The sequence below is a fragment of the Corynebacterium gottingense genome, assembly GCF_002285125.1.
Classification (GTDB): domain Bacteria; phylum Actinomycetota; class Actinomycetes; order Mycobacteriales; family Mycobacteriaceae; genus Corynebacterium; species Corynebacterium gottingense.
Map to the genome: position 1 here is coordinate 149,109 of NZ_NSGN01000004.1, position 16,215 is coordinate 165,323.

Sequence of the window (16,215 nt, forward strand, 5' to 3'; positions counted from 1 at the left end):
CCGGGATTTTAGGATTGCGCTGGGTTACCCGGCACCTCCGGAGCCACACCGGTCTCTTCGTACTTCGCCAGGATGTCAATGCGGCGCTGGTGGCGCTCCTCCTCGCTCCATGGCTGGGCGACGAAGGCGTCGACGATCTTCAGCGCCTCCTCCTCGGTGTGCATGCGCCCACCGATGCCGATGAGCTGGGCGTTGTTGTGCTCGCGCGCCAGCTTCGCCGTCTCCTCGGACCAGGCCAGGGCGCAGCGCGCGCCCTTCACCTTGTTCGCGGCGATCTGCTCGCCGTTGCCGGAGCCGCCCAGCACGATGCCGAGCGAGCCCGGGTTCGCCACCACTGCTTCAGCGGCGGCGATGCAAAACGCCGGGTAATCATCGGCGGCGTCGTACTCGTGGGCGCCGCAATCGATGACCTCGTGGCCTGCGTGCTCCAGGTGGGCTTTGATCTGGTTCTTTCGCTCGAAACCGGCGTGGTCTGCTCCAAAGTAAATTCGCATGCGCACAAGCCTACCTGCCGCCCGGCCCGGTTAGGGCCCCTACGCCTGTTCGCGGACCTGCGGGTCCTCAGTGCGCGAGCGCTTCAACTCGAAGAAGTAGGGGAAGGAGGCGAGGGACACGGAGGCGTCGAAAAGCTTGCCCGCCTCCTCGCCCTTGGGCACGCGGGTGATCACTGGGCCGAAGAAGGCGGTGTCGCCGAGCTTGACCACGGGCGTGCCGACCTCGTCGCCGACGTTGTCCATGGCCTGCTGGTGGTAGGCGCGCAGCTGGTCGTCGACGACCTCGGAGTTGGCCACATCCGCCAGCTGCGGCGGCAGACCGACCGCGTCGAGGGCCACACCGATGATCTCGTCGTAGCCGCCAAAGCCTTGCTTGCCGCCCTGGCCCTCGGTGTGCACGAGCGTGCCCATCATCGTGTACAGCTCGTCGATCTTGTCGGGGAATTCGTCCTTCACCTTGGTGAACACGCGGGCCGGGCCCCAGTTCGCCTCCATCATGCGGGCGTAGGTCTCCGAGAGGTCGCGGCCGTCATTGAGCACGCTCAGGGACATCGGCACCCACTCGACCTCGATGTCGCGCACCTGCTCGACCTCCTTGATCCAGCGGGAGGTCAGCCAGCAAAATGGGCAAGAAACATCGAACCAAAAAGTGACTTGTTGGGTCATTACATTCTCCTTCGTGTGAGCGGTTGGCCCCCACAGTAGCCACTTCGTGCGTCCGAGTATGTTGGGGCCATGAAAACAAATCTGACTCGGGCCGACGCGCAGCACCGCGCCGCCCTCATTTCCAACGTCCACTACTCCATCGAGCTCGACGTTACTGGCGCCGAGCAGTTCCGCTCGCGCACCACGGTCACCTTCGATTCCCGTGCCGGCGAAACTTCCTTCGACCTGGTCGCGGACTCGTTCACGGCCACCCTGGACGGCTCGCCCGTCGAGGGCCGCGAGCTTTCGCTTACCGACGGCCAACACACCCTCAGCGTCGACGCCACCATCACCTACAACCGCACCGGCGAGGGCCTGCATAAATTCACCGACCCGGTGGACAACAAGGACTACCTCTACACCCAGTTCGAGCCCGCGATGGCGATGAAGGTCTTCGCCTGCTTCGACCAGCCGGACATCAAGGCCTCCTACGACATCGCGGTGACCGCACCGGAGTCCTACACCGTGGTCCTCAATGCGCCGACCACGCGCGAGGGCAACACCTGGTCCGCCACCGTGGACTACCCCCTGTCCACCTACCTCATCGCCGTGATCGCCGGCGAGTACGAGCACGTCACCGACACCTACTCCGACGAGCACGGCGAGATCCCCCTGGGTATCTACGCCCGCGCCTCCCTCATGGAGCACCTGGACGCCGAGCGCCTGTTCCGCCAGACCAAGGACGGCTTCGCCTACTACCACAAGAACTTCGGCGTGGCCTACCCCTTTGGCAAGTACGACCAGATCTTCTGCCCCGAGTACAACATGGGCGCGATGGAAAACGCCGGCGCGGTGACCTTCCGCGACGAGTACGTGTTCACCTCCGAGCCCACCCCGTACCGCCTGGAGCGCCGCAACGACACCATCCTGCACGAGATGGCGCACATGTGGTTCGGCGACCTGGTCACCATGCAGTGGTGGGACAACCTGTGGCTCAACGAGTCCTTCGCCACCTGGTCCGCCGCCATCGCGCAGACCGAGATCGGCGAGTACCCGGACGCCTGGACCACTTTCGCCGCCGTGGAGAAGGCGTGGGCTTACCAGCAGGATCAGCTGCCCACCACGCACCCGATCGCGGCGGACGCGCCCGACATCGAGACCGCGGAGCAGAATTTCGACGGCATCACCTACGCCAAGGGCGCGTCCGTGCTCAAGCAGCTGCAGGCCTATGTGGGCCGCGACGAGTTTTTCGCCGGCGTCCACGAGCACTTCACCAACCACGCTCACGCCAACGCCACCTTCGCTGACCTGCTCTCCGCGCTGGAGAAGTCCTCGGGCCGCGACCTGTCGAGCTGGTCCGAGCAGTGGCTGCGCACCACCGGTGTCTCCGCGCTGCGCCCGGAAATCACCGAGGACTCCTTCGCCGTCGTGCAGGAATCCGACGTCATGCGCACCCACCGGGTTACCGTGGGGCTCTATTCGCTTATCGACGGCTCCGTCACCCGCACCCACCACGTCACCCTCGACGTCGACGGTGCGCGCACCGAGGTGCCGGAGCTCGCCGGAGTCGACCACGACCTGGCTCTGGTCAACGACGAGGACCTCACCTACTGCAAGATGGGCCTGACCCCCGAGCACCAGCGCTTCGCCCTGGACCACCTGGGCGAGATCACCGACCCGCTGGCGCGCACCCTGGTGTGGTCGTCGCTGTGGGAGTCCGTGCGCGACGGCCAGCTCCCGGCCCGCGAGTTCGTCCGCCTGGTGGCCAAGCACGGCGCCGCCGAGGACCAGCCGAGCGTGCAGGAGCGCCTGCTCGCCCAGGCCACCCTGGCGGTTAAGCAGTACGTCGACCCCGCCTGGCAGGCCGAGGGCTTCCGCCTGCTCAACGACGCCTTCCGCGGCGCCGAGCCGGCCGCAATTTTCGACCGCGCACTTGCCCGCCTCGCCCCGACGCCGGAGACGGTGGACTACCTCAAGCAGCTGCTCGAGCGCTCGGACAATCAGGAGGTGCGCTGGCTGGCCCTGACCAGCCTCATCGCCGCCGGCGAGGCGCCGCTCGAGGACGCGGATAAGGAAGAGGACACCTCGTCCGAGGGTGTGATTTCGCGGCTGCGGTGCCGCGCGACCGTCGAAAAGCGATGGGCGTGGGACACGCTGGTCAACGAGGATCTGACCAACCTGGAGGCGCGCTACCTCATGGACGGGCTGAAGTTCAACGGTGACGAGCTCGACGCGTTCACCGACGAGTACTTCCGCGTCGCGCCGGCGCTATGGGACCGCCTGACCAATGAGATGGCGCAGCGCACCCTCGAGGGCATGTACCCGACCTGGGCGATCTCCGAGGAGGCCGTGCGCAAGGCGGACGCATTGCTTGACGACGCCTCCGTGCCCGCCGGCCTCAAGCGCATCCTCGCCGAGGGCCAGGACCGAGTCGCGCGCGCCGTGCGCAACCGCGCTGCGGACGCTGAAGGCACTGCAGGCACTGGCAAGGTCAGCTAAGGCGCGGCGCTAGAAGCGCGTGACCGCGCGGAGCTGCGCCACGTCCGGCCGGACGACGATGGTGGCGTAGGCGACGACGAGGCTCCCCTCGTACAGCTTGCGGGTCACGCGTTGCAGTGGCGCATTCGCCGCCATCTGGAGCCGGCCGCGCTCCACGTCTGTAGCCACGCCGGGGGTGACCACGTCCTCGCGCAGCGTTGCCGCCTCCGGCCGCCTGTCCGCCGTCAAAGTCAGGCTGCTCACGGCGTAGCCTTCCTCGTATCCTGGGCGCACGTAAAGCGTCTCCGAAAACGCCGGGGCCCCGTCGGCATAGTGCACACGCTCCTCCGCATACACCTTGTCGCTCGCCCCGTCGCCGAGCTCGGCGTCGGTTTCGGCATCTCCAAAGGCCGCGGCAACAACCCGAGGAGGGGTGATGCGTCCGGAAAACAGCAGTTTGGAGACGATATCCACCCCTTTCTCCTCCAGCTGCGCCGCCAACCCGGTCGCCCCATTGAGGTCCACGACGGGCGGCAGCGCGCGCACAAACGTGCCCCCGGCTCGGCCGCGCTTGCGCTCAATGATGCCTTCAAGCTGCAACACATCAAGCGCGTGCCGCACTGTCATCCGGGCGACGTTGAACTGGTCGACTAGCTCGCGCTCGGGTGGGAGCTTGTCACCGGGCTTGAGTTCGTGAGACTCAATCCTGGTGCGCAGCGTCTCCGCGATACGGAGATACGCCGGTTTCGTCGCCATAGATACCTTCCCTCGCCCTCCCTCGCGCAATGGGAAAACTCCCAAGACGAGCAATTCGGCCGTTGATTTACGTTCATTTACACGCAGCCGTCAAAATTATTGAAAACGGCTGTGTAAATTTCTCTTCGATCAACGTTAATCAACAAAGGATGCAGTTACCCTGCATTCTTTCTACGCGCCCAACCGACAGTTGTTGTCAAATCAATGGTCTAAATTTGGACGAACGTCGCCCTTTCCGACCCCGGCAGCACACACCCAAACGGGTGCACACCTCCCCCCGATCACCCCCAAAAGGTACATTCCGACCGGACATGCATGCCATGCATGAAAAACCTTGAAATTACCCCCTATTAGGGGTCTAACTTCGATGCAATTTATGCACCCGCAGGTATAACGAGGTCACCAGGCGAACTCGCCGCACCGAGCTTCCTAGCGTCCGGCTTACAACGCCGCCACGGCTTGCTCGAGGTCGGCGATGAGATCGTCCACGTCCTCGATGCCCACCGAGATGCGAACCAACTCCGGCGGGACCTCGAGCGCCGACCCGTTAACCGCCAGGTGCGTCATGGTCGCCGGGTGCTCGACCAGACTCTCTACTCCACCGAGCGATTCTGCGAGGCAGAACAGCTTCGTGGACAAGCAAAATGCCTTCGCCTGCTCCTCGGTCTGGAATTCGACGGACACCATGCCGCCGAAGCGCGTCATCTGGCGCTTCGCCACCTCGTGGTTGGGGTGCGAAGCGAGCCCCGGGTAGTGGACCTTGGCCACACAGTCCTGGCGCTGGAGGAAATCGGCGACCGCCTCGGCATTATCGCAGTGGCGGTCCATGCGCACCGCAAGCGTCTTCAGGCCGCGGGCAGTGAGGTAGGTATCAAACGGCGACGGGATCGCGCCGACCCAGCCGAAGAAGAAGCGCAGGTCCTCCTCCAGCTTCGCATCCTTGCCACACACGATGCCACCAACGACGTCAGAGTGGCCACCGATGTACTTGGTGGTGGAGTGCAGCACCACGTCCGCGCCCAGCTCGAATGGCTTTTGCAGGTAGGGAGAGGCGAACGTGTTGTCTACGACGAGGGTTGCTGCGCCTTTAGCCTTACTGATTGCCGTGATGTCCGCGATGTTCAGCAGCGGGTTCGTCGGAGTCTCCACCCAAATCACCTTGGTGTTGGGCTGGATCGCCGCAGCGACCGCGTCGGTGTCCGTAATGTCCACCACCGAGTTCTCCACGCCCCACAGCGTGAAGACCTGTTGGATGAGGCGGTAGGTGCCGCCGTAGGCGTCGTTCCCAATGACGATGTGGTCCCCGGGCTTGAGCAGGATGCGGAGCAGGGAGTCGATCACCGCCATTCCGGAGGCGAACGCCACGCCGTAGTCCGCCCCCTCCAGCGCGGCGACGGTCTTCTCCAGTGCGGTCACGGTCGGGTTGCCCACGCGCGTGTACTCGTACCCACCGCGAAGCTTGGCCAACCCGTCCTGCGCGAATGTGGTGGAGGCGTAGATCGGCGCATTGATCGGTCCGTACAGGCTGTCAGGCTCGTACCCAGCGTGAATTGAATCTGTGGAGAACCCAGAGGTCATCGCGGTACCTTTCTTGTCGTCGCGGCCCCTCCGTGCGACGCATCCGTGCAGCGAGGGGAAGTTTCCCCGAAGTGTAGACCAAGCGGTTCATTTTGGGTGCGGAATGGGCGAATTTTATGCACAGGACGTTCGTTCCGTCTGGCCAGCTCTGGCGCATCCAGCTGGTTAAGATTGCACGTGATGAGCTATACAACAACACTTCTCGCAGCAGCATCGAACGGCACCGAGGCGCGCGTTGACAGCGCCGTCTCCGGCCTCTCCACCTGGTGGAACGACCCCGACACGCAGCAAAACTTTGTCACCCGCCCCTTGTGGATCCTCCTGATCATCCTCGTGGCCTCCGTGCTGCAGTGGGTGCTCAACCGCCTGATCCGCCGCGGTGCCGAAAACGCAATCAAGAACCCTGGCAGCGGCGTGCCCTTTCGGCGCGGGGAGCGCGACGTTGATTCGCCACAGGCGCGCTCGCAGGAGCAGCGCCGGCAGGCACGCATCCGCACGCTGTCCAACGTGGGTCGCTCTGCGGTGGCCATTGTCATCTGGGTCTGGGCCATCATGGCGATCCTGGACCAGCTCGGCGTGAACGTCGCCCCACTCGTGGCCTCTGCAGGCATCGTCGGTGTCGCTCTCGGCTTCGGCGCGCAGTCGCTGGTCAAAGACTTCTTGTCCGGCATGTTCATTCTGCTTGAGAACCAGTACGGTGTGGGCGACGTCATCGCCGTCAATGACGTCGAGGGCACTGTGGAGGACATGACCATGCGCATCACCACGCTGCGCGACATCGACGGCACGCTCTGGTACATCCGCAACGGCGACATCGAGCAGGTTGGCAACAACTCAGACCGCTTCTCGGTCGCCCGCATGGAAGTCCCCGTCTCCCTGTTCGCCGACCCATCGAAGGCCGCAGACGTGATCCTGGATGCCGCCCGCGCCGCTGCCCAGAACGAGCGCGTCCGCCGCAACATCATCGGCGAGCCCGAGCTCCTCGGCGTATCCAGCTTCACTACCGACCACCTCACCTACCGCGTTACCGTAAACACCATGCCCGGCGAGCAGTGGGGCGTGAGTCGCTTCATGTACGAGCAGATCCTCGAGGCAATGCAGGAAGCCGACGTCCGCCTGCCGGGCTCCGAACCCACCCTCGTGCGCAATGACCCGCGCGACAAGATCACCGAAAGAGGGCCCTCCAATGACCAGTAACCCGCAGGAGCATTCGCTTTACGACGCCCTTGGCACCGACTTTTTCCAACGCCTCGTCGAAGGCTTTTACAACCAGGTCAAAGAAGACGACCTCATCGGTCCGATGTACCCGGACCAGGACTGGGACGGCGCGCAGGACCGGCTCCGTTGGTTCCTCGTGCAGTACTGGGGCGGTCCCCGGACCTACCAGGAAAAGCGCGGCAACCCCATGCTGCGGCGCCGCCACTTCCCCTTCCCCATCGGCGAGCCAGAGGCGGACCGGTGGCTGCACCTCATGGAAAATTCGCTGAACCAGTTTTCGGACGAGGAGCTCCCCGAGGCGTACCGCTTCGCCCTGTGGAACCACATGCAGCGCGTCGCCTACATGATGATCAACCAGGGTCCGCGCGCGTACTAAACGAGGGCGCTTAGACGAACAGCCCGAGTCCCGTTGAGTGGTAAACGGACCCAAACGGGGCGTCGAGACGCACCCAGCGCCCCGCGGTGGACACCCGCAGATGGCGCGGGATGTCAATGGGGGCAGCGAAGCCGGGGATGATCCCCAGCGACGTGCAGGTAAAAATCATTCGCATGGGGATCTCCACCGGGCTTGCAGACTCCGCGTCGGCGGTCAGCACCGTCGAGTCCAACAGCGACTTCGGCGGCCCCATCGGCCCGGAAAACTGGCGGGCGAGTTCTCGGCCCTTGTCGGCGAGCTGGCGCGCCACCGAAACTGGCACCTCGTCACGCACCGTGAAGCCCTCGCGCGGGGGCAGCGCGCCGGGCCAGTTGGGGTCCCGCGCCGCACCGACTTCGGCGCGGCCAGCCTGCAACGCAGCCAGCAGATCGCTCGCCGCCACCACTGCCCCATCGCGCGAGGCCTCGCCGCTCACCCGGCGCGACGCGATGCAGTCGAAGGGGGTGGTGACGTAGACGTCGACCGCGGGGGCGTCTGCGTCGAGCGACTGGAACCGGGCCGACGCGGAGGCGTCGAGGCCGGTGGCCCGGCCGATCAGCGCTGTCAGCCCCGGAGCGCCGTCCGTAATGCGGAGGGACTCCATTTACTCCTCGCCAGCTTCGTCGATGCTCGAGGCAACGCGGGTAAGGATGCCGATTTCCTTCTGGGTGATCTGGCGCGGGGACGTCGTCGCGGTGTCCACGGTGACCTGCACGGTTTCCACCACGCAGCAGATGTGGCCTTGCGCGTCCTTAATCTCCTGGCGCGTGGTGAAGGAGGTGTTGCCCAGCCGCACTACCTCGGTGTCCACGGTGACCTCAGTGGTGTTGGGCAGCAGCGGGCGGATGTAGTCCGCGTCAACGCGGCGGACAAACACGACAAACTCGTGGCCCTGCGCCTCGAAGAACTGCTGCGCGAACGCCAGGCGCGCCTCCTGGGCGAGCTCGATGTAGGCGGAGTTAGTGACGTGGCCGTACCGGTCAAAGTCGCCCCAGCGCAGCGAAACCTTGTGAGTATGCGGGGCCCCGGCGCCGTTCGCGCCTGCGGTCTCGCCGTGTCCTGGTTGCTCAGCCATATTCTCCACTCCAAACTTCGCGGGTATGCGGTGCACGTACTGCCGACATGCTACCCCACAATCAACGCCCCGCCACGGAACCAGTGTGAGCTGGCTCTCGGTGCGGGGCGTTAAGCGGGAGGCCGGGTGGCGTCGAGAAGCGTGTGCCTAGCGCGTCAGCTTGCGGTGCGTGACGCGGGACGGCTTTGCGGCCTCTTCGCCCAGTCGCTCGACCTTGTTCTTCTCGTAGTCGCCGAAGTTACCTTCGAACCAGTACCACTGGCCTTCCTCAACGTTGCCTTCCCAGGCGAGGATGTGGGTGCAGGTGCGGTCCAGGAACCAGCGGTCGTGCGAGATGACCACGGCGCAGCCCGGGAATGCCTGCAGCGCGTTTTCCAACGAACCCAGGGTTTCCACGTCGAGGTCGTTGGTGGGCTCATCGAGCAGGATCAGGTTGCCGCCCTGCTTCAGCGTGAGCGCCAGGTTGAGGCGGTTGCGCTCACCACCGGAGAGGACCTTGGACGGCTTCTGCTGGTCAGCACCCTTGAAGCCGAAGGCGGACAGGTACGCGCGCGAGGGCATCTCGTTCTGGCCAACGTGGATGTAGTCCAGGCCGTCCGAGACGACCTCCCACACCGTCTTCTCCGGGTCGATGTTGGCGCGGTTCTGGTCCACGTAGGACAGCTCGACTGTCGAGCCCACCTCAACGTCGCCGGAATCCGGGTCCTCGAGACCCACGATGGTCTTGAACAGGGTGGTCTTACCCACGCCGTTCGGGCCGATCACGCCAACGATGCCGTTGCGCGGCAGGGTGAACGAGAGGTCCTTGATCAGCGTGCGCCCGTCGAAGCCCTTGTTCAGGTTTTCCACCTCGACGACCTTATTGCCCAGGCGCTGCGGGGTCGGGATCTGGATCTCCTCAAAGTCCAGCTTCTTGTACTTCTCCGCCTCTGCCGCCATCTCTTCGTAACGCTCCAGGCGGGCCTTGTTCTTTGCTTGGCGAGCCTTCGGCGAGGAGCGAACCCAGTCCAGCTCCTTCTTCAGGCGCTTCTGCAGCTTCTGGTCCTTCTTGCCCGCGACCTGGAGGCGCTCCTGCTTCTTCTCCAGGTAGGTGGAGTAGTTACCCTCGTACGGGTAGAGCTGGCCACGGTCAACCTCACAGATCCACTCCGCGACGTTGTCCAGGAAGTAGCGGTCGTGCGTCACGGCGAGGACGGCACCCGGGTAGTCCTGCAGGTGGCGCTCCAGCCACAGCACGCTCTCCGCGTCGAGGTGGTTGGTCGGCTCGTCCAGCAGGAGCAGGTCGGGCTCGGACAGCAGCAGCTTCGCCAGCGCCACTCGACGGCGCTCACCACCCGACAGGTTGGTCACCGGGGAATCCGACGGCGGGCAGCGCAGCGCTTCCATCGCCTGCTCGATCTTGGAGTCGACCTCCCACGCGTCGGCCGCGTCGAGCTCCTCCTGGAGCTTGCCCATTTCCTCCATGAGCTCGTCGGAGTAGTTGGTCGCCATCTCTTCGGCGATCTGCTCGAAGCGGGCCTTCTTTTCAAAAATGTCGCCGAGGCCCTCCTCGACGTTCTCGCGGACCGTCTTCTCCTCGTTCAGCGGCGGCTCCTGCAGCAGGATGCCCACCGACGCGCCGGGCTGGAGAAATGCCTCGCCGTTGTTCGGCTGGTCAATTCCCGCCATGATCTTGAGCAACGACGACTTACCAGCGCCGTTGGGGCCCACGACACCGATCTTGGCGCCGGGGTAGAAAGCCATAGTGACGTTGTCCAGAATGACCTTGTCACCGATGGCCCTGCGAACGTTTTTCATCGTGTAGATGAATTCAGCCACGTGAAGTCCCCTTTTGTGAATTCGACTGCGAAATTGGCGTAAATGCTTTCCACAGACTACATCATTTCGGGGCCTCCACATGGCCTGACTGCCTGCACCAGACCAAGCATCGCGCGCGGGGAAGCAGCGACAGATCAGCGTTGGGTGAAGTGACGGTTTAGAACGGCACCCCCTCGGCGTCCGCGGAATCCGCAGAGTCTGCGGAATCTGCTGCGTTTGCGCCACCCGCGCCGCCACCGCCGGCGGCCGCGCCGACCAACACGGGCTCGCGCTCTTTGGCGCGCTTCGCGTGCCCGATGGCGTCTTCCTCACTCATCAGCCGGTCAGTAACGTCCCCGCGACTGTCGCGCGTCAGTTCCTCCGTTGTCTTCGCCCGAAGCGGTTCCTGCCCGGCCAGCGTGTTGCCAACGGGCTCGCTACGCACCGAGCTGACCTGGTGGCGGGCCAGGTCGAACGCAACTTGGGTCGCCTTCAGCACGATCTTTGAGCGCTTGAGCTTCTCCTGCTCGGCACCCTCCGGCGCGTCAACCAGCCACGTTTCCGTCACCAACTTGCCGCAGACGGAAACCGGTAGTCCCCGCTTCAGCGACGCCGCCACGTTGGTGGCGAGCTGCCCCCAGCATTCGACATCGATATACAGCTGATCCACGTCCTCCCACAGCACCTTCCCGGAGGAATCCTTTTCCTCCGTCGGGCGACGGCGCGAGGTGGCGAGGCGAAATTTGCACAGCACCGAATCGGTGTCCTTAAACACGCGGAGGTCTGGGTTATCAATCAGGTTGCCGTGGATGTGAGTGTGCAAGTGGCTCATGGGAGAGCCACCCCCTTTCCTAAACTTTGACGTTTGTTTCGTGCAACGGGGCGTCGACAAGCGCTTGCTCCGTTAGGGGTATTTTTACACGAAACGTACGAAATGGGAAGGGGTGGCGGACAATTTTCCAAAAATGGCAGCTAGAGTCGATTGTATTGCGCGAGCATCTCGTTGTATTGGCGCCATTCCTCGTCGTCTGTTTCTTCTGCCTTGCGGTCGGATTCGATCGCCTCCCGGTTGTCCTCCGCAAACCACGCGCGGAACAGCTGCGCAAACACGATGACCAGCGGGAACGAGCCGGCCGCCCAGCCGATACCGCCGCCCACCTTTTGATCATCAAGCAAGTCCGGATCCCACGGGAGCTGCAGCGACTGGTAGAAATCCTCGCCCAGCACGAAGTTGAGCTGCATCAGGTACACGCCCATAAAGAGGTGGAACGGCATGGCGATCCACAGCCACGCCAGGCGGACTTTCGCCGAGTGGCGCGCGGGCAGCTCGTCCGGCCCAATAAGTTCCCAGAAGTAGAAATAGCCGGAAACAAGGAACACGGCGTTCATGATCACATGGCCCGCGTGCTCCGAGATCATCAGCTCATACAGCGAGGGGAAGACGTACATGACGTAGAAAAGCACGAGGAACTGCACCGCGGACACCGGCGGGTAGGTGATCACGCGGACGAGGCGCGAGTGCTGGAAGCTCTCCGCCCACAGGCGCGGGTTGAACTCGCCGGCCGGGTAGGCCTCGCGGACCAGCGTGAGCGGCGCGCCGAGCACGAAGAAGACGGGAGCGCCCATCGAGAGGATCATGTGCACTGTCATGTGCGTGGAGTACGCGGCCGCCATGTGCATCCCCAGCCCGGAGCTCAGCGTGACCACCACCGTGGCGCAGCCGAGCAGCCACCACGCCGTGCGAGACGCGCGCCACCCGGGCACGCGGCGCACCAGGTAGAGGTAGTACACGGCAAGCAGCAGCGCGATAACGCTGTACAGCAGCTCCGGGCGCCACTGCGTCAGCCAGTTGCCCCACGTGAGCGGCTCGGCAAGGTTGTAGCCCAGCGCCACCTGCATCGCGGTCAGGTCGGGGTCCAGCGGCGGCGGGGGCGGGGTGCGCCCGAGTGTGACCGACAGGCCCGCAATTGCCGCCATGACCACGACCTCCACGAGGGCGAAGCGGGTAAACGCGCCGGGGCGTGACCCCAGCTGCGGCAGCGTGAGCTGGCGGTGCGCGAACCCCATCAGGCCAAGCAGGAGGATGCCCGCGAACTTGATCACCAGCACCCAGCCGTAGGCGTAGTCGAGCAAGTCGGACAGCCGCACCCGGATGAGCGCATTGGTCAGCCCAGATACCAGCATGACCAGCAGCGCGAACAGGGCAACCGCGGAATACCGCCGCGCCGCCCCCTCCAGGTTGGGGCCCAGCCTGCGGCCGTGCGCCACCAGCGCCATGAGTCCGCCGACCCAGATGAGCATGAACACCAGGTGCCAGATCAGCGAGTTCGTGCCAAAGTCGTGGCTTCCGCCCGACGCCGAGTGACCCGTCAGCGCCAGTGGCATTATCGACGCCAACGCGCCCCCACACAGCGCCACCTGGGAAAACCAGCTGCGCGCCAGGAGTCCGCACACGCCAACGACCGCGGCGATGATGGCGGTGACCAGCCACACCTTCGCGTCGGCAACCTGCTCCAGCGCGACGGACCAGGCACTGAGCTGGAAGAAGACCTCCCCGAGCGGTTCGCCGGAGACGTCGGAAAGCACGAGCGGAATCATCGTCAACCCGATAAGCGCGATGCCAAGCTGCGCCCAGCCGCCGGTCCGCGATGCGATGATCCCGTCGACGGTGAGCTGCGCGCCGTTCAGATCCGCGCCCTCGCCGCGCCGCGTCGGCGGGATCAGCCACGCGGTGAGGAAAAACGACCCTAACGACAGCGCAAACAGCAGCCAGGCGACGCCGCGCAACGCGGGCAGGCCGGCAGTGGTCAACGCACCGGGATCAGGGATGCCGAGGGCACTTAACGACGCCCCCGCGAACGATTGCGCCACCGCACCCGCCACCACCGCGGCGATCACGCAGGCTGCAACGTACACCGGCCAGGCGGGCCGCACTGCCCGCTTGCGAACTCCCACTTCAGACATGCCCCCTACCCTACTTTTGATTGATTGGGGTGCCTAACTGGCCTTGCGCTACAATAGGCGGGCTGCACGGAGCGCCCGGGCGTACGGGTGCCCTCGTGAGCGCTGCCCCCATAGCTCAGTGGATTAGAGCATCCGGTTTCTACCCGGCTGGTCGCGGGTTCGAGTCCTGCTGGGGGCGCTTTTCGTTGGGGCGAAAACCGCTGCTAGGAGGAGTTTCGGCGCTTCCGTCGCAGCATGTCCACCGCCACCGCGGTGCCGAGGATTGCCGCGTGCTGACGCTGATCCAGGCCCGGCTGGAAACTGATCCGGTACGAGGTCTTACCCATAAACGCGCGCCCCATGCCCGTGTACTCTGCATTGATGCTCGCGATCGGCTGTCCGTTGCTGGTCAGGTCAAAGTTGAGGGCGAGCAGCTTGCCATCAATCTGCACGCTGGGAAAGCCGGCGATCTCAAGGTCGAGCTTGGTGCGCAGCAGGGAAAACTTGCTGCGCAGTGTGGCGAGCACCATGTCGGGCTCCGCCAGGCGCACCTCGTAGGAGTCCCGGAGGAAATTCGCCGGGTCGGTTACGCCAAGCACGAGGGTGCCTTGGGCGTCGCGCACCTCCACCCCGCGCGAGCCACGGAACATATCGGCGAGCTGCAGCGTTTGCCGCGCCGTGCCGACGAGCTGGCCCTGCCCGTCGGTGATTTCAAATTCGTCGGTACCAAGTGCCTTGGTCTGGCTGAAAATCAGTTCATCGCGATCAAGCATGACGCCAGACTACCGCCACGGCAGCCACCACGCTTTCCGATGCGGCGGCGCGTGCCGCGTCTCAGGCTTCTCTTCGTCGACCTCCGGAGTCGCCTCAGGCTTCTCGACGACTACGTCTTCCCGGTCTTCCCTTAGCTCGTGGGCCCCGTGGTACTCCTCCGCTTCCGGCGCATCCGGTGCGTCAGGTGCTTCTACCAGCTCGGCGTCAGTGCCGTCGGTGGCGTCGGCGGCGTCAGCGCCGTCAGTGACGTCACGCCGCACTTGCGTTCATGCCAGGCCGAACTTCTTCACGTTCGCGTTCACGGCCGTACGCAGGAGCGCCAGGTTGGTCCGGGAGGAGTCGACTGCCACGTAGATGAACAAGTCATTTTCCAGAATCTTGATCAAGTGGAACTGGTCGGTCAGGGTAAGCAGCATGTCCTGCAGGCCACCCTGGATGCCCAGCGCCTCCATGGTCTTGAACTTGGCCTTCACCATCTCAGAGTTGTACGCAGCCGCGATGTCCAGGTCGAAGTCCGGGTAACGGGAGGTGGACACCAGGGACATACCGGTGTTGATGTCGACGACAGATGCGCCAATGAAGCCGCTGAGGTCCTCAGAGACGGCGTTGAGGAAGTTGTTGAGATTCTCCTGCTGGGACATTCGATTCCTTTTCGTATTCTCGTGTAATTGCTGGTCACGGCGCACAGGTACGCGCCCGTTTGGGACGGTGGAAGTGCACGCTGGCCCGGATTGCCACCACAGAATACCGCAATATTAGACAAATGGAAAGAAAAGTCTGATAATTTGGGTGTCACTCCCCAAACTGAACCTGAGGAAATGATATGACTCAAACGCCCGCCACTGGGCGGCGCCACGGAAAGGCCGAGGACATCACCGACGATGACCTGGACCCACACCTGACAATGCCCTCGGACGCCATCATTGGCGCGTACTCAGATTCCGAGGTCGTCTTTGTCGGCCCGGTTGGGGTTGGTAAGACGACGGGAGTCGCGACCATCTCGACGGTGACACCCATCAATACTGAGGCGCACGCCAACGCTTCCGACGACTTCATCGCGCAGACCAAGACAACGACCACCGTGGGGATCGACTTCGGCGTCTGGGACCGCGCCGACACCACGCGCGTCGCCGTCTTCGGCACCGCGGGCCAAGACCAGTTTGATGATGCGCGCACCCCCGCCCGCAATCCGGCCGCAGCGCTCGTGGTCTGGCTCTTCGGGCTCCCGCAGCTCCTGGAACAGCAGGTCGTGCACTGGCTGGAGACCATCGGGAGCTTGGACGCCTATCACCGCACCACCTTCGCGGTGAACTTCATCGACCCGGATGGGCCCGACCCGCTCCCGATCCTGCGCGATTTCCTTTCCACGGCCGGCCACTCCGACATTCCCGTGGTGGCGGCCGACCCGCGCGTGCACGACGACGTGGCGCGCGTTATTGACCTCGCCCTGACCAGACTGGAGGATTACCTGTGACCGCGACGCTTGAAAACACGACGACCACGTTGGCCACAGACGGCCTGGAGGGCGGATTGTCAGAAGCCATGAAAGATGACGTCAAAGCTCAGATTGGGCGCCACCGCCGGGTGCGCGGCACCGATTTCGCTACGAACGACCTGGCTGCCGCCGCTCTGCCATACATGTCGCGCATGCGCCACCAGGTACCGGGAATCTACGCAGTCGTCCTCGGCACCGGCGACGGCACCCACGTCTGCTCGATCGGCCTCGGCGACGCGCTCGACGCCGCCCGGATCAGCGCCCTAAACTCATCGATGTTTGGCACCGCCGGGGCGCAGGCCGCGATTGTGGACCCCTCCCGCGACCCCAATGAGGCGAAAGGCGAAGGACGCGACGCAATCGTTAGCGTATCGCTGCCAAACGACGAGGTCATCGCACTGGCAAAAGTGGCGCACCCGCCCGTCGGCCACCTGGTCCTGGCTGTTTTTGCCCGCGATGTACAGCTGGGCATGGTGGTCCACCACGCGCGCACCTCCGCGCAGGCGCTCTCGGAGTGGCTGGACGAGGAGTAATCCCGCTTGACGAT

At 64.4% G+C, this 16,215-nt stretch carries 17 protein-coding genes and 1 tRNA gene; 6 read left to right on the forward strand and 12 right to left on the reverse strand.

The genetic code is table 11. The features are described from left to right. Positions 1 to 8: 8 nt before the first annotated feature. Both CKJ82_RS05615 and CKJ82_RS05620 read right to left on the reverse strand, forming a co-directional pair. Entirely contained in the window at positions 9 to 494 is a 486-nt protein-coding gene (locus CKJ82_RS05615) for a ribose-5-phosphate isomerase (RefSeq protein ID WP_095537364.1), read from the reverse strand. 39 nt (positions 495 to 533) lie between these two features. Beyond that, positions 534 to 1,160, reverse strand: a complete 627-nt coding sequence (locus tag CKJ82_RS05620) for a mycothiol-dependent nitroreductase Rv2466c family protein (protein WP_095535388.1) — start codon at positions 1,158 to 1,160, stop codon at positions 534 to 536. Between the two features lie 69 nt (positions 1,161 to 1,229). Between CKJ82_RS05620 and pepN the strand changes: the two genes are divergently transcribed. Next, positions 1,230 to 3,638 (forward strand): aminopeptidase N, encoded by a 2,409-nt coding sequence (gene pepN / locus CKJ82_RS05625; RefSeq protein ID WP_095537365.1) that lies wholly within the window; start codon positions 1,230 to 1,232, stop codon positions 3,636 to 3,638. A 9-nt stretch (positions 3,639 to 3,647) separates the two neighbouring features. Here the strand turns inward: pepN and CKJ82_RS05630 are convergent, their stop codons facing one another. Further along, positions 3,648 to 4,373, reverse strand: a complete 726-nt coding sequence (locus CKJ82_RS05630) for a GntR family transcriptional regulator (protein WP_095275417.1) — start codon at positions 4,371 to 4,373, stop codon at positions 3,648 to 3,650. Positions 4,374 to 4,814: 441 nt separating this feature from the next. After that, positions 4,815 to 5,951, reverse strand: coding sequence for a cystathionine gamma-synthase (locus CKJ82_RS05635; RefSeq protein WP_095537366.1), 1,137 nt, complete (start codon positions 5,949 to 5,951; stop codon positions 4,815 to 4,817). A gap of 180 nt (positions 5,952 to 6,131) precedes the next feature. Between CKJ82_RS05635 and CKJ82_RS05640 the strand changes: the two genes are divergently transcribed. Next, positions 6,132 to 7,148 carry a mechanosensitive ion channel family protein gene (locus tag CKJ82_RS05640; protein ID WP_095275415.1) on the forward strand — a complete coding sequence of 339 codons (1,017 nt, stop codon included), beginning with the start codon at positions 6,132 to 6,134 and terminating at the stop codon, positions 7,146 to 7,148. Beyond that, positions 7,138 to 7,545: a globin gene (locus CKJ82_RS05645; protein ID WP_095537367.1), complete on the forward strand. Its 408-nt coding sequence runs from the start codon at positions 7,138 to 7,140 to the stop codon at positions 7,543 to 7,545. The genes CKJ82_RS05640 and CKJ82_RS05645 overlap by 11 nt, the downstream gene beginning before the upstream one ends. Before the next feature lie 10 nt (positions 7,546 to 7,555). Here the strand turns inward: CKJ82_RS05645 and CKJ82_RS05650 are convergent, their stop codons facing one another. The 5 genes from CKJ82_RS05650 to CKJ82_RS05670 form a co-directional block, all read right to left on the reverse strand. After that, a complete protein-coding gene (locus CKJ82_RS05650) occupies positions 7,556 to 8,188 on the reverse strand; it encodes a DUF8185 domain-containing protein (protein WP_095537368.1) in 633 nt (210 codons plus the stop codon). Next, on the reverse strand, positions 8,189 to 8,659 hold the full coding sequence (locus tag CKJ82_RS05655; protein WP_095275412.1) for an acyl-CoA thioesterase: 471 nt from the start codon (positions 8,657 to 8,659) through the stop codon (positions 8,189 to 8,191). 147 nt (positions 8,660 to 8,806) lie between these two features. Continuing rightward, on the reverse strand, positions 8,807 to 10,477 hold the full coding sequence (gene ettA / locus CKJ82_RS05660) for an energy-dependent translational throttle protein EttA (protein WP_095275411.1): 1,671 nt from the start codon (positions 10,475 to 10,477) through the stop codon (positions 8,807 to 8,809). A 157-nt stretch (positions 10,478 to 10,634) separates the two neighbouring features. After that, on the reverse strand, positions 10,635 to 11,288 hold the full coding sequence (locus tag CKJ82_RS05665) for a single-stranded DNA-binding protein (RefSeq protein ID WP_095537369.1): 654 nt from the start codon (positions 11,286 to 11,288) through the stop codon (positions 10,635 to 10,637). A 140-nt stretch (positions 11,289 to 11,428) separates the two neighbouring features. Continuing rightward, positions 11,429 to 13,420 carry a bifunctional copper resistance protein CopD/cytochrome c oxidase assembly protein gene (locus CKJ82_RS05670; protein ID WP_095537370.1) on the reverse strand — a complete coding sequence of 664 codons (1,992 nt, stop codon included), beginning with the start codon at positions 13,418 to 13,420 and terminating at the stop codon, positions 11,429 to 11,431. A gap of 104 nt (positions 13,421 to 13,524) precedes the next feature. Here CKJ82_RS05670 and CKJ82_RS05675 point away from each other — a divergent pair. After that, a tRNA-Arg gene (locus tag CKJ82_RS05675) sits at positions 13,525 to 13,598 on the forward strand. A gap of 25 nt (positions 13,599 to 13,623) precedes the next feature. On the opposite strand, the gene CKJ82_RS05680 is transcribed toward CKJ82_RS05675, so the two are convergent. Genes CKJ82_RS05680 through CKJ82_RS05690 form a run of 3 tightly spaced genes read right to left on the reverse strand, consistent with a single transcriptional unit; the run spans position 13,624 to position 14,814 of the window. Continuing rightward, positions 13,624 to 14,172: an LURP-one-related/scramblase family protein gene (locus CKJ82_RS05680; protein ID WP_095275408.1), complete on the reverse strand. Its 549-nt coding sequence runs from the start codon at positions 14,170 to 14,172 to the stop codon at positions 13,624 to 13,626. A gap of 9 nt (positions 14,173 to 14,181) precedes the next feature. Continuing rightward, positions 14,182 to 14,433, reverse strand: a complete 252-nt coding sequence (locus CKJ82_RS05685) for a hypothetical protein (protein ID WP_095537371.1) — start codon at positions 14,431 to 14,433, stop codon at positions 14,182 to 14,184. Positions 14,434 to 14,439: 6 nt separating this feature from the next. Beyond that, positions 14,440 to 14,814 (reverse strand): hypothetical protein, encoded by a 375-nt coding sequence (locus CKJ82_RS05690; protein ID WP_095275406.1) that lies wholly within the window; start codon positions 14,812 to 14,814, stop codon positions 14,440 to 14,442. Between the two features lie 182 nt (positions 14,815 to 14,996). On the opposite strand from CKJ82_RS05690, the gene CKJ82_RS05695 reads away from it, so the two are divergent. Next, positions 14,997 to 15,647, forward strand: a complete 651-nt coding sequence (locus CKJ82_RS05695) for a hypothetical protein (RefSeq protein WP_095537372.1) — start codon at positions 14,997 to 14,999, stop codon at positions 15,645 to 15,647. Further along, complete coding sequence (locus tag CKJ82_RS05700; RefSeq protein ID WP_233125578.1) at positions 15,644 to 16,201, forward strand: roadblock/LC7 domain-containing protein; 558 nt, start codon at positions 15,644 to 15,646, stop codon at positions 16,199 to 16,201. Before CKJ82_RS05695 ends, CKJ82_RS05700 begins: the two co-directional genes overlap by 4 nt. Positions 16,202 to 16,215 lie beyond the last annotated feature (14 nt).